Origin of the sequence: Aeromonas sp. s12, assembly GCF_040907925.1 — a bacterium.
GTDB lineage: Bacteria > Pseudomonadota > Gammaproteobacteria > Enterobacterales > Aeromonadaceae > Aeromonas > Aeromonas veronii.
In genome coordinates this window covers 111621-124174 of the sequence record NZ_JBFOCT010000028.1, presented here as the reverse complement: position 1 = coordinate 124174, position 12554 = coordinate 111621, and the positions used below count along the sequence as shown (strand labels likewise).

The 12554-nt window shown below is 57.8% G+C and carries 9 protein-coding genes; 4 read left to right on the top strand and 5 right to left on the bottom strand.

The window, feature by feature from the left end:
* Positions 1-11: 11 nt before the first annotated feature.
* A complete protein-coding gene (budA, locus tag AB5Y67_RS14380; RefSeq protein WP_199427490.1) occupies positions 12-806 on the bottom strand; it encodes an acetolactate decarboxylase in 795 nt (264 codons plus the stop codon).
* A 108-nt stretch (positions 807-914) separates the two neighbouring features.
* Between budA and AB5Y67_RS14375 the strand changes: the two genes are divergently transcribed.
* Positions 915-1850, top strand: a complete 936-nt coding sequence (locus tag AB5Y67_RS14375; RefSeq protein WP_150390389.1) for a LysR family transcriptional regulator — start codon at positions 915-917, stop codon at positions 1848-1850.
* A gap of 42 nt (positions 1851-1892) precedes the next feature.
* Here the strand turns inward: AB5Y67_RS14375 and tyrS are convergent, their stop codons facing one another.
* Complete coding sequence (gene tyrS, locus AB5Y67_RS14370; protein WP_005347884.1) at positions 1893-3092, bottom strand: tyrosine--tRNA ligase; 1200 nt, start codon at positions 3090-3092, stop codon at positions 1893-1895.
* 109 nt (positions 3093-3201) lie between these two features.
* Here tyrS and AB5Y67_RS14365 point away from each other — a divergent pair, with 109 nt between their 5' ends.
* The gene (locus AB5Y67_RS14365; RefSeq protein WP_021229187.1) at positions 3202-4527 is read left to right on the top strand and encodes a peptidoglycan DD-metalloendopeptidase family protein; all 1326 of its coding nucleotides are present in this window, start codon (positions 3202-3204) and stop codon (positions 4525-4527) included.
* 313 nt (positions 4528-4840) lie between these two features.
* A complete protein-coding gene (locus tag AB5Y67_RS14360; protein WP_368207882.1) occupies positions 4841-5962 on the top strand; it encodes an anhydro-N-acetylmuramic acid kinase in 1122 nt (373 codons plus the stop codon).
* 22 nt (positions 5963-5984) lie between these two features.
* Here AB5Y67_RS14360 and AB5Y67_RS14355 read toward each other — a convergent pair whose 3' ends face one another.
* Positions 5985-6857, bottom strand: a complete 873-nt coding sequence (locus tag AB5Y67_RS14355) for a hypothetical protein (protein ID WP_368207881.1) — start codon at positions 6855-6857, stop codon at positions 5985-5987.
* 1174 nt (positions 6858-8031) lie between these two features.
* On the opposite strand from AB5Y67_RS14355, the gene AB5Y67_RS14350 reads away from it, so the two are divergent.
* A complete protein-coding gene (locus AB5Y67_RS14350; protein WP_368207879.1) occupies positions 8032-9297 on the top strand; it encodes a RidA family protein in 1266 nt (421 codons plus the stop codon).
* Between the two features lie 150 nt (positions 9298-9447).
* Here AB5Y67_RS14350 and AB5Y67_RS14345 read toward each other — a convergent pair whose 3' ends face one another.
* Both AB5Y67_RS14345 and tkt read right to left on the bottom strand, forming a co-directional pair.
* On the bottom strand, positions 9448-10110 hold the full coding sequence (locus tag AB5Y67_RS14345) for a hypothetical protein (protein WP_150390385.1): 663 nt from the start codon (positions 10108-10110) through the stop codon (positions 9448-9450).
* 166 nt (positions 10111-10276) lie between these two features.
* Positions 10277-12268 carry a transketolase gene (gene tkt, locus AB5Y67_RS14340; RefSeq protein ID WP_368207877.1) on the bottom strand — a complete coding sequence of 664 codons (1992 nt, stop codon included), beginning with the start codon at positions 12266-12268 and terminating at the stop codon, positions 10277-10279.
* Between the last annotated feature and the right edge of the window lie 286 nt (positions 12269-12554).

Sequence of the window (12554 nt, the reverse complement as noted above, 5' to 3'; positions counted from 1 at the left end):
CTCCTTGTCTATCAGCCTTCGGCGGCCTGAATGGCGCGATCGAGATCGGCGGGGTTGAGGTCGGCCTGCCGGAAAGCGGGATCCGAGGGCAGGGCCAGATTGAGGTGACGCACCACAGAAAGCCGCAGGGTGCCGTGGGCCATGGTGTAGTCGAGCAGATGGCCGCCCCCCTTGCGATCGGCGGTGATCATGTGTTCGTGAAAGCCCGCCACATTGATCCCCTGCACGAACGGCGGGCAGCGAAAACCCACCAGGGTTCCCGCCACCGCGGCAAAGCGGAACAGCGGCTGCTGTTCGATGGCTTCCAGCATGGGGCGATAGGGGGGCTCCTGGCGCGGCACGGTGCGCACCTTGGCCGTTTCAAACTGGCCGTCGAGACGCAGGGCGACAAAGACGTTGTCGGATCCCACCAGCCGATCCACCCACTGGTGGATCTCGTCACGGCTGAGGGGGTGATCGAAGCGACGCTCCAGACAGGGGCGAAAATGGGTCATCACCGCGAAGGGGGTCTTCTGATCGGCGCGGGCGGGCCGGGCCGAGCCATCGGAGCGCAACTGGTGGATCTGGCGCTCGAAGGCGATCAGCTCACCATCGAGGTGATTGAAGGTGCCGAGGCCAAAGTCGCCGTGGCGCAGCAGCTCGCTCATGGTGGTCTCCCCTTCGTAGACCCCTGCCAGCAGGGCGCTCATCAGGGAACTCTGGTAGATCTCGCCACCGTCATGCTGCCTGCGCCAGCGGGAAAACTGCTGGCTCACTTCGAGGGCACAGCTGCACCCGGCACTGTCAGATGTTGCAATATGTTCCATTCGGGTTTCACCTCCACCGTGAATCCTGTTAGCGTTCGGATCCAATGGTGACTTGGTTCACATTTCAACACCAATACGCTGATCCCATGACTTTGAGACTCAATCGATATGGAACTTCGTACGCTCCGCTACTTCATGGCCGTTGTTGAAAAGCAGAATTTCACCCGCGCAGCCGAATCACTCAACATGGCCCAGCCGCCCCTGAGCCAGCAAATCCGCAAGCTGGAGGAGACCCTGGGCACCCCGCTGCTGCGCCGTTTGACCCGCAGTGTCGAGCTGACCGAGGCGGGCGAGAGCCTCTATCAGGATGCGGCGCAGATCCTGGCGCTGGCCGATGCGGCAAAGCAGAAGGTAAAGCGGATTGCCCGGGGCGAGCAGGGGGCACTGCGGATCGGCTTTGCTGGTTCCACCGTGCTCCACCCCGCAGTGCTGACCCTGCTGCACGACTATCGGGAGCGCTACCCCGAGGTAGCCCTCAGCCCGCAGGAGGGCACCATGCCGGCACTGGTGGAGGCGCTGCGCAACGATCGGCTGGATGCCGCCATCTTGCGGCTCCCCTGCCGCGGTAGCGAGGGCTTTGCCCACCACCTTATCGAGCAGGAGCCGCTGCTGATCGCCCTGCCGACCAGCCATCCCAAGGCCAAGCCGGGCCCCTTGCCACTGGCCAGCCTGAAGGACGAGAGTTTTATTCTGTTTCCCCACGCCATCGGGCCCGGGCTCTATGACGGCATCGTGGGCCTCTGTCGGGAGGCGGGCTTCGAGCCGATATTGGGGCCCGAATGCCCGCAGGTGATCTCCACCGTCGGCATGGTGCAGGCGGGCTTTGGCGTGACTCTGGTGCCCAGCTCGGTGGCGGCGCTGCGTCCGCTCGGGGTCAGTTATCACCCCATTGAGGGCAACGGCATGATGACCAGCATCAGTCTGGCGACACGGCCACACCCAAGCAGTGCCGTGCTGCGGCACTTTATCGCCCAGATCCGTGCCGCCCAGATACGACAAGGCCTCCCGAAGGAGGCCCTGTTGAACAAGCTTGAACCGGTTTGATGACCAGCTTGCCTGATGCGACTGCTTATTTGATGGTACTGGTTATTTGACCGTCACGCGGGCAAACTTGCGCTTGCCGACCTGATAGACGGCGGTACCGGCACCGATGAGTGCCTTGCCATCTTCCAGCTTCTCACCATCCACCTTGACCGCGCCCTGCTTGATCATCCGCAGCGCTTCGGAGGTGGTGGCCACCAGATCGGCCTCTTTCAGCAGGTTGGCAATGGCCAGACCTTCGCCTTCCAGAGCCAGCTCGATTTCCGGCATCTCGTCCGGGATGGCGTTCTTGGAGAAGCGCTGGGTGAAATCTTCGTGGGCCGCTTCAGCCGCCGCTTCGTCGTGATAACGGGCGATGATCTCTTTGGCCAGCCAGATCTTCACATCACGCGGGTTGAGGGTACCGGCAGCGATGCCTGCCTTGAACTCTTCAATTTCAGCCAGCGGACGGAAGGAGAGCAGCTCGTAGTAGTTCCACATCAGATCGTCGGTGATGGACATGATCTTGCCGAACATCTCGCCCGGGGCGTCATGGACGCCGATGTAGTTGCCTGCGGACTTGGACATCTTCTTGACGCCATCCAGACCCACCAGCAGCGGCATCATCAGCACGCACTGGGTCGCCATGCCGGCATCTTTTTGCAGCTCGCGGCCCATCAGCAGGTTGAACTTCTGGTCGGTACCGCCGAGCTCAACGTCCGCCTTCAGCGCGACCGAGTCATAGCCTTGCAGCAGCGGATAGAGGAATTCGTGAATCGCGATGGATTGGCCGCCGGTGTAGCGCTTTTTGAAGTCGTCACGCTCCATCATGCGGGCCACGGTCTGCTTGGCCGCCAGCTTGATCATGCCGGTCGCACCCAGCTCGCTCAGCCAGGTCGAGTTGTACTCGATGCGGGTCTTGGCCGGGTCGAGGATCTTGAACGCCTGCTCGGCATAAGTGAGGGCGTTATGCTTGATAGCCTCTTCGGAGAGCGGCGGACGGGTAGCGTTCTTGCCGGAGGGGTCACCCACCATGGCAGTGAAGTCACCGATCAGCAGGATCACTTCATGGCCCAGATCCTGGAAGGTCTTCAGCTTGTTGAGGATCACGGTATGGCCCAGGTGAATGTCGGGGGCGGTCGGGTCCATGCCCAACTTGATGCGCAGCGGGCGCCCTTCCTTCAACTTGGCGACAAGTTCTTCTTCAACCAGAATTTCTTCCGCTCCGCGCTTGATCTCGGCTAGCGCCACCTCGAGCTGGGACATTTTTTGACTCTCCATCACGATTCCACAGGGCCAAACATATTACTGGAATGGCGGGCCAATTGGAAAGGCTGTAAAATCCGTCCATTCTGCCCGACTTCATCTGCTTCTCATGGTTATTTGGCACGCCTTCAACGCACTCCCCCACTGGCACCGCAAGATGGTGCTGATCTTGAGCATCATGATCATGATGCTGGCTGCCTGGCCCAGCGAACAGGCAGTAGCAACACGGGTCGATGAAAACGGCAACGAAATTGCCCTGCGGGAACCGGCGAACGACAACACACTGAACGACGAGCTGACGGCCGAAGCCGCCCAGCCCGTTACCCCCCCCAAGCCGCGCTACATCACCAAGCAGGTGAAGGTGCGCCGTGGCGACAACATGGGGGTGATCTTCCAGCGCATTGGCCTGAGCACCACGGATCTGCACCTGATCGATCAGCTCGAGGGCAGCGATCCCCTGCGGATGCTGCAACCTGGGCAGGAACTCACCTTCAAGCTCACCGAGAACGGCGAGCTGCACAGCCTCTATTACCCCCACAGTCTGGAGCAGGCGCTCAAGGTGAGCCGCAAGGAGGAGACCTTTGTCGCCCGCAACGTCAAGATCGCCCTCGACACCCGTGAACAGGTGAGCAAGGGGGAGATCCGCTCCAGCTTCTGGGGCGCCGCGGTGGATGCAGGGATGACCGAAGATCAGATCATGGACTTGGCCGCCATCTTCGGCTGGGACATCGACTTTGCCCAGGACTTGCAGCCGGGAGACAGCTTCCGGGTGGTCTATGAAGACAAGTTCCGCGACGACGAGCGGGTCGCCTCCGGCGATATTCTGGCGGCCGAGTTCGTCAACCAGGGCACCGCCTACCGCGCCGTGCTCAATGAAGATGGCAACTACTACACCCCGGAAGGGAAGGCGATGCGCAAGAGCTTCCTGCGTGCGCCGGTCAACTTCAAATACATCAGCTCCAACTTCAACCCGCGTCGCCTCCATCCGGTGACCGGCAAGATCCGCCCCCATAACGGCATCGACTATGTGGCGCCGGTGGGTACCCCCATCATGGCGGCGGGCTCCGGCAGCGTGGTGGCCGCCGGTTACAACCAGTTCAACGGCAACTACGTCTTTATCAAGCATGCCGGCAACTATGTGACCAAGTACCTGCACCTCTCCAAGCGCACCGTCAACAAGGGGCAGCGGGTGAAGCAGGGACAGACCATCGGCACTCTGGGTGGCACCGGTCGCGTCACCGGCCCGCACCTGCACTACGAATTCGTGGTGGGCGGCATTCACAAGAACCCGCGCACCCTCACCCTGCCGCAGGCAGAGACCCTGAGCGGACGCGAGCTGGCCAACTTCAAAAAGCTGGCGATGCCGCAACTGGCCAAGCTCGACAACCCCGAGCTGCAGCTGGCCCAGAACAAGCGGGATAGTCGCGGCAACTAAGTCATCAGGGCTGGCAGGGTGAAGGCCCTGCCAGCCCCTTTTATTGAACCCGCGCCAGGCAATCAGATTGAAATGAGTCCACTTTCGGACATAAGATGAGATGGAACACCGGGAGCGGCATGTGGCACGGAAGCAAGGGCTTATCTATCCTGTCTCTCTCACTCTTTTTCCGGTCCGCATTGAGGATGCAACATGGTTGAGCGTTATATCGGTCTGATGTCAAAGATCACGCCATGTGGCATGGGATGAAAGCCGTTCCCCTCTTCACCCTCTCTGCACACCGTATTTTCGAACAGCAATGTAAGGAGACACCATGGCTGAGCGCTATATCGGTCTGATGTCGGGAACCAGCATGGACGGCATTGATGCCGTGCTGGTGATGATCGCCGGGGATGAACTGCGGGTCGAAGCGGCGCTTTGTCACCCCTGGCCGCAAGAGACCGCACGCACGCTGCATGCACTCTGCACCCCGGGCGACAACGAAATCGACCGCATGGGGGTGGCCGATAATCTGGTGGCGCAAGAGTTTGCCGCCGCCACCCACGCGCTGCTGGCCAAGGCGAAGCTTGAGCCCAAAGATATTCGCGCCATCGGCAGCCACGGCCAGACTATCCGCCATCGCCCCCAGCTCGGCTTTACCCTGCAGATCGGCAATGCCGCCCTGCTAGCGGCGCTAACCGGCATCGACGTTATCGCCGATTTTCGCACCATGGATATGGCCCTCGGCGGTCAGGGGGCGCCGCTGGTGCCCGCCTTCCATCAGGCGCTGTTTGCCAAACCCGGCGCCCTGCGAGTGGTACTGAACCTCGGCGGCATCGCCAATATCTCGGTGCTGCCGGGCAATCCGGGCGGGGTATATGGTTTTGATACCGGCCCGGCCAACACCCTGCTCGATGGCTGGTATCGCCGCCATCAGCTCCACAGCGGCAGCTATGACGCCGGTGGCAAATGGGCCGCCAGCGGCAAGCCCATCCCTGCCTTGCTGGAGAAACTGCTGGCTCACCCCTACTTCGCCGCCCCCTCCCCCAAGAGCACCGGACGGGAGATGTTTACCCTCGATTGGCTCGATGGGGAGCTGGCAGGCACTTCATACGCCCCCGTGGATGTGCAGCGCACCCTGCAGGCGCTCACCTGCCACAGCATCGCCAGCCAATTGCCCGCCCGGCCCGAGTCAGTCGGTGCCAGCCAGCCGAAAGCCGAGCTGTTTGTCTGCGGCGGCGGCGCCCATAACGCCCCCTTGCTGAAGGAGCTGGCCAGCCTGCTGCCTGCATGGCGCATCGCCAGCACTGCCGAGCTGGGCCTTGCCCCCGACTGGGTGGAAGGCGCTGCCTTTGCCTGGCTGGCCATGTGCTTTGTTCACCGCAAGCCGGGTAACCTGCCCGCCGTCACCGGCGCCAGCCGTCCGGCTGTGCTGGGGGCGCTTTATCCCGCCTGAGTGATGACAAGAGGGCTGCGGATCAGTGTGCCCCCTTGAACAGACGCACAACCTGTTGCCGGATCGGTGCAAACAGCGGGGGCTTTGGCGGCTCCAGATTGATATGACGCCGCCCGGCACGGGTTTCACAGCGAAGCAGATTCTGGATGTAGTGGTGGTGGGAGCGATGGATCAGCTGTGAAGCCTGATACGCCCACTGTCTGGGCACGCCCCACAGGGTGCTGGCAATCGCACCGACGATGCAGAAGAAAGCGGGCTCCTGAATTCCCATCCGGCTGGCGTTCTCCAGCGCCTCCTTGAGCGAGTTGGAGTGAGCAATACAGGTCATGATATTGACCATGAAGGCATCGTAATCATCCTCCCCACCCTTGCCAACACGCGCCGTCAGGGTCGCCGCGGGCTGATAACCAAACTGATGGCCGATATTTTCCAACACCGTATTACGCTGGCGGATCACCTTGCCATAAAACATCAGCATCACCATGCAGTCGATCGCCTTGCACAGCGCCTCGTAGTGGGGATGGCTCTTCTTGGGACGCGGCGCCGTGGCGAGGGCCAGCTCTTCAGAGATGGCCAGCAGGCCCACAGGTACGGCGGTGCTGACAAACGAGAGATCAATCGACAGTTCCAGCCCCTCCTCCCCTTCCATGCGGGCCACAATCACATGTTCGCCAAACAGCCGACGCTGGCGCTCGATAAAGGCGCCAAAGACCAGCTCACGAAACTGCTTTTGCGGATAAGGGGTATCGAGCAGGCTCTCGATGGTCATGATGGCGGCGGATACCCGGCCGCGCAGTCGGTAATCGGCAGGAATGGGAAAGCTCTTTCCCAGGCGAGGAGGTAACCGCTGCCCAGATGTTTGACAATACATATCGCCCAGAACGAAACCCAGCATAAATCCTCCACAGTCAGGTAATGATGATCGCGATGCGATCTCGCTTGCCAATCCTGGGCAATGGCCTGCCGGTGCATCGATGCTCTCCGTCAGGGCTCCTTGATTACCTTATTAATCATACGATTAATAGCGATTGAAAAAAGCGACCTGACTCGCAATCACGCCACTAATTAACAGTTTCATCAAGAAACCATAAAAAGCGGTCGATAAATCCATTTTTTTACGAATTTCCCTTTAAAAACAGAACATTGAACTTTATTCCTGCGAAATCACCTGAGCTGTTCCCGAGCCCTGAAAACCATCCCAATCATCACAACCAGCAACAGATAAGAGGGAGATCAGACAAAGCCGCAAAAAGTGGAAAAAGCGATGACGCGGGGCAACCCCACCCATCGGGGGATACAACCGGCCGTGAAGAGACGCGGATTGCCACCACCTCCCCCTTCCTTATCCAACACCACCTCTCATCCAGCACCACAGCTCCCGCACGCCGTCACGCCAACGCCAGCGCCATGCTCCGCACTCCTGTGCAGCAGGAGCAGATCCGCCGTGCAAATTCATGGCATAGAATTTTATGGCATTAATAACAGATCCCAGCTGCCAGCAAGGCGTCACCAAGTATGCCGGAATTATCATTAACAGAGGGAAATGCAAAAGCCGTGAATTATATTCCAGAGGTATCTTTAATAATGATGATATGCATATTCACGGGAATTTTCATAGCCCCTTAAAAATGCTGAAAACAGATATCCATGCACCATAATATGCATTATTTGCACATCGGCGCATAATATTAACCCTTTATTCACATGCCAATATCCCGAAGAGGGAAAGAGCAAACCCAGTCAGGGCAAGGCTGTCCGCCGGTTCGGCACCATTTGCGCACGAATTGGCTGCAATTTCGGGTGAATTGAATAGCAATATGATTAAATTTGCGCCCATTGAGCCATCTCATAGAAATGCAATCAGCGGTTTGCAACCCCTGATAGCCACTCATAAAATCGCAGCGTCTGAAATATCTACCCTGTCCTCTTCTACCTTATTCCTCTCAGCGATTGAGTGGATCACAAATAATAACCGGGGATGCCGCCGCTGGCGCAGTGGCCGTGGCGCACAACAAGATGGGGTAAACCTGTACCTGAATGAACAACAAATATTAAAAAGAGGCATATCTATGAGTAGCACCATCATCAAGTCGGCAAGAAATACCCCCCATGCACCCCAGGATCTGGGCCCCTGCACCCAAACGGTGGCGTTTTCTCATTACAACAATATCTCGGCCCAGTTGCCGGTCGATCCCGCCACCGGCAAGGTGGTGAGTGGCGATGTCACCGCGCAGGCCAGACAGTGCCTGAGCAACCTCAAGGCGATCATCGAGAGCATCGGCCATGTGATGGACGATATGGTCAAAGCGACCATCTTCCTCAAAGAGATGGCCGATCTGGAGGCGGTCAACGCCGTCTATCGCGAATTCTTCCCGGGCTATCTGCCGACCCGAACCACCCTCGCCGTCGCCGCCCTGCCGCTGGGCGCACTGGTGCAGATCGATGCCATCATCTCCAACGGCGAAGGTACCTTCCCACAAGATCCTTGCCCGCTGGTTAAACTGGCCCGCAATAGCGACAAGGCGCCGCACAATCCGCTCTCCACCCATACCGTGGCCTTCTCCCACTACAACAATATCGGCGCCCAGCTGCCGGTCGATGCAGCCTCTGGCCAGCTGGTTGCCGGTGGCATCAAGGAGCAGGCGGGCCAGTGCCTGCGCAATATCAAGGCGGTGCTGGAGAGCATCGACGTGCCGTTTGACGATATCGTCAAGGTCACCGTCTATCTGACCGATCTGGCCGATCTGGAGGCCGTCAACGAGGTCTACACCACCTTCTTCCCCGACTCCGCCATTGCCCGCGCCGCCGCCTATATGCCGGCCCGCAGCGTGATTGCCGCCTCCGCCCTGCCCATGGGTGCGCTGGTGCAGATGGATGCGGTCATCTCCCACGGTGACGGCACCCCGCCACAACTGGTGGAAGACAGACACAATCTGGTGATCCGCCCGCGCAATACCGACAAGGCACCGCGCAGCCCCTTGCACACCCAGACCGTCGCCTTCTCCCACTACAACCATCTCTCTGCGCAGTTACCGATAGATCCCGCCACCGGCAAGATCCTGGCTGGCTGCATCAAGGAGCAGACCGCCCAGTGCCTGAGCAATATCAAAGCGATTGTGGAGAGCATCGGCCATGTGATGGACGATATCGTCAAGGTCAATATCAAGCTCGGCAATATCGCGGATCTGGATGCGGTCAACGCCGTCTACACCAAATACTTCCCGGGCTACCTGCCTGCCCGCACCGTAATCGGGGTAAGTGAACTTCCCGCCGGTGCTCTGGTACAAATCGATGCAGTGATGTCCAACGCCGAAAGCACCCCGCCACAGGCGTAAAGGTTGCGGAAATAAAAAAGAGACCGGCTATATGCCGGTCTCTTTTGGTAACAGGGAGGGATATTATTTTTATGACATCGATATAAAGAACGCGAACGTCCGATTACGCTTCGCTAATCGAACCTACAGGCTATTTTCATATCGAACCCTTCATCTTTTTAACTGCTTGTTAGCATTTTCCACTATCATTTCCCTTATGTTAACCAACTTATTTACTCCAAGCACATCTCGAAGTGAATTTTGTATGTAACTAAGCTGTACTTCAGGGTGAGAAATTGAAGGCTCTTTCCAAGAGGTAAATGCAGACAATATCTCAAGAAGTTCTCTTGCTGCCTGATCACGATGTTCTTGATTTGTGCCTTGGCCTTTTGGAAAGTTGATGTATTCACTATTAGCGCCTAAAGTTCTTAGCTTATCTTCGAACTTAATAAGCTGCCCATCAATATCATTCGTGAGCCAAGCTGAAAATTTGAACCTCAACTTTGTTAAATCACCAGCAAAGCCTAAAGCCTTCTCGCTATCTCTATTTGTTCTTAAGTAATAGAAAGTTTCCATAACTTTCTCTATGTACAATTCCGAGAATTGCACATGTTTATCAAAAACGGTGCCCGCCATGTGGGACATTGCGCCTAAGTTGAACACTTGCTGCTCATGCTGTAATTTTGATTGCATTTCATTTCTGAATGCTTCTAACTTCTTATCGTATTCGTGACTAATTGATTGTTTTAGTCGCTCCTTTAACCAAAACACACCAATAACATTCACTAATAATGTAAAAACTCCAGATGCTGTCAACGTTATTCCATCAATCATTGTCACACTCCAAGGAAATAATAATATCGCGCTATATATATTTAACTACGAAATTGTAATTAAGGCTTAGGGAAATCGGCCAAACTAAACAATAGATTTAATTATAGTAATAAAAAAGCGCCTCCCGAAGGAGGCGCTTTTCAGTTCTATACACAGCAATTAGCTATTACAGGGATTCAGCGGTCGCAACCACGTTTTCCACGGTAAAGCCGAATTCCTTGAACAGCAGCTCGGCCGGGGCAGACTCACCGAAGGTGGTCATACCGATGATCTTGCCGCCGAAACCGACGTACTTGTACCAGTAGTCAGCGATGCCGGCTTCAATGGCCACACGCTTGGTGACGGAGGACGGCAGGACGGACTCCTTGTACTCGGCAGACTGAGCGTCGAACACGTCGGTAGACGGCAGAGAGACCACGCGCGCGGCACGGCCCTTGGCAGTCAGCTGCTCATAGGCGGCAACGGCCAGTTCCACTTCGGAACCGGTGGCGATCAGGATCAGCTCCGGTGTACCGGCGCAATCTTTCAGCACGTAGCCACCCTTGGCGGTATCAGCCAGCTGCTGGGCAGTACGGTCCATCTGGGCCAGGTTCTGACGAGAGAAGATCAGAGATGTCGGGCCGTCGGTACGCTCGATGGCGTGTTTCCAGGCGATGGCAGATTCAACCTGGTCACACGGACGCCAGGTGCTCATGTTCGGAGTCAGACGCAGGGAGGCGATCTGCTCAACCGGCTGGTGAGTCGGGCCATCTTCACCCAGACCGATGGAGTCGTGGGTGTAAACGAAGATAGCGCGCTGCTTCATCAGGGCGGCCATGCGCAGGGCGTTGCGAGCGTACTCCATAAACATCAGGAAGGTAGCGCCGTAGGGGATGAAACCACCGTGCAGGGCGATACCGTTCATGATGGCGGACATGCCGAACTCGCGTACACCGTAGTGGATGTAGTTGCCGGAGGCATCGTCGTTGGTCAGGGACTTGGAGCCGGACCACATGGTCAGGTTGGACGGCGCCAGGTCGGCAGAGCCACCCATGAACTCCGGCAGCAGCTTGCCGAACGCTTCCAGAGAGTTCTGGGACGCTTTACGGGTCGCAATCTTGGCCGGGTTGGCTTGCAGGGTTTCGATGATCTTGGCGGATTCAGCAGCCCAGTTGGCCGGCAAGTCGCCTGCGGTGCGGCGCTTGAATTCGGCAGCCAGCGTCGGGTGAGCGGCTTCATAGGCAGCGAACTTGGCAGCCCAGTCGGCTTCCAGTGCAGCGCCCTTCTCCTGGGCGTTCCACTCGGCAGCGATATCGGCCGGGATAACGAACGGCGCGTGGTCCCACTTCAGGAAGGCACGCGCAGCGGCGATCTCGTCGTTGCCCAGCGGTGAGCCGTGGCAGTCGTGAGAACCGGATTTGTTCGGGGAACCGTAACCGATGATGGTGCGGCAGCAGATCAGAGTCGGCTTGCCGGTCTCGGCCTTGGCGGCTTCGATGGCGGCATTGATGGCTTCCGGGCTGTGACCGTCAACAGCCGGAATTACATGCCAGCCGTAAGCTTCGAAACGCTTGACGGTGTCGTCGGTGAACCAGCCTTCTACGTGACCGTCGATGGAGATACCGTTGTCATCCCAGAACGCGATCAGTTTGCCCAGTTGCAGGGTACCTGCCAGGGAGCACGCTTCGTGGGAGATACCTTCCATCAGGCAGCCGTCGCCCATAAAGGCGTAGGTGTAGTGGTCAACGATGTCGTGGCCCGGCTGGTTGAACTGCTCAGCCATGGCTTTCTCGGCGATCGCCATACCCACGGCGTTGGTGATGCCCTGACCCAGCGGGCCAGTGGTGGTTTCCACGCCCGGTGCATAGCCGTACTCCGGGTGACCCGGGGTGCGAGAGTGCAGTTGGCGGAAGTTTTTCAGATCGTCGATGGAGAGGTCATAACCGGAGAGGTGCAGCAGGGAGTACAGCAGCATGGAGCCGTGGCCGTTGGAGAGAATGAAACGGTCGCGGTCGGCCCACTTGGGGTTGTTCGGGTTATGTCTGAGGTGGCTACGCCACAGCACTTCGGCGATATCCGCCATTCCCATGGGGGCGCCCGGGTGACCGGAGTTGGCTTTTTGAACGGCATCCATACTCAATGCACGAATGGCATTGGCAAGCTCTTTACGAGAAGGCATCTGAATCTCCTGCGATTGCTTCATTTGATGGCCAAGATTAAGGCGCGTTATTGTCCCAGCAGGGCGCGCGGCGTGCAAATATTATCTGGATGAATAAAGTGGCTTTGGGAGGACAATCGCTTTTCTTGCCCTCTATTGACCAAAGCAACCAGAGAAAAACGTTTGATTTCCATCCCTTTCGGGATAGGAGAGCACCGCTTGTGACCCATTGGACACTGCGCGACAAAATAGTGCTGGCAATCACGGGGGGCGCTAATTAAAATAGACGTCCAGATGTAGATACCTC

What these genes read in the sequence shown, in the direction of transcription:
- budA (WP_199427490.1), bottom strand. Translation starts at nt 806, where the DNA reads ATGGAACATATTGCAACATCTGACAGTGCCGGGTGCAGCTGTGCCCTC.
- AB5Y67_RS14355 (WP_368207881.1), bottom strand. Translation starts at nt 6,857, where the DNA reads ATGCTGGGTTTCGTTCTGGGCGATATGTATTGTCAAACATCTGGGCAG.
- tyrS (WP_005347884.1), bottom strand. Translation starts at nt 3,092, where the DNA reads ATGTCCCAGCTCGAGGTGGCGCTAGCCGAGATCAAGCGCGGAGCGGAA.
- AB5Y67_RS14375 (WP_150390389.1), top strand. Translation starts at nt 915, where the DNA reads ATGGAACTTCGTACGCTCCGCTACTTCATGGCCGTTGTTGAAAAGCAG.
- tkt (WP_368207877.1), bottom strand. Translation starts at nt 12,268, where the DNA reads ATGCCTTCTCGTAAAGAGCTTGCCAATGCCATTCGTGCATTGAGTATG.
- AB5Y67_RS14350 (WP_368207879.1), top strand. Translation starts at nt 8,032, where the DNA reads ATGAGTAGCACCATCATCAAGTCGGCAAGAAATACCCCCCATGCACCC.
- AB5Y67_RS14345 (WP_150390385.1), bottom strand. Translation starts at nt 10,110, where the DNA reads ATGATTGATGGAATAACGTTGACAGCATCTGGAGTTTTTACATTATTA.
- AB5Y67_RS14365 (WP_021229187.1), top strand. Translation starts at nt 3,202, where the DNA reads ATGGTTATTTGGCACGCCTTCAACGCACTCCCCCACTGGCACCGCAAG.
- AB5Y67_RS14360 (WP_368207882.1), top strand. Translation starts at nt 4,841, where the DNA reads ATGGCTGAGCGCTATATCGGTCTGATGTCGGGAACCAGCATGGACGGC.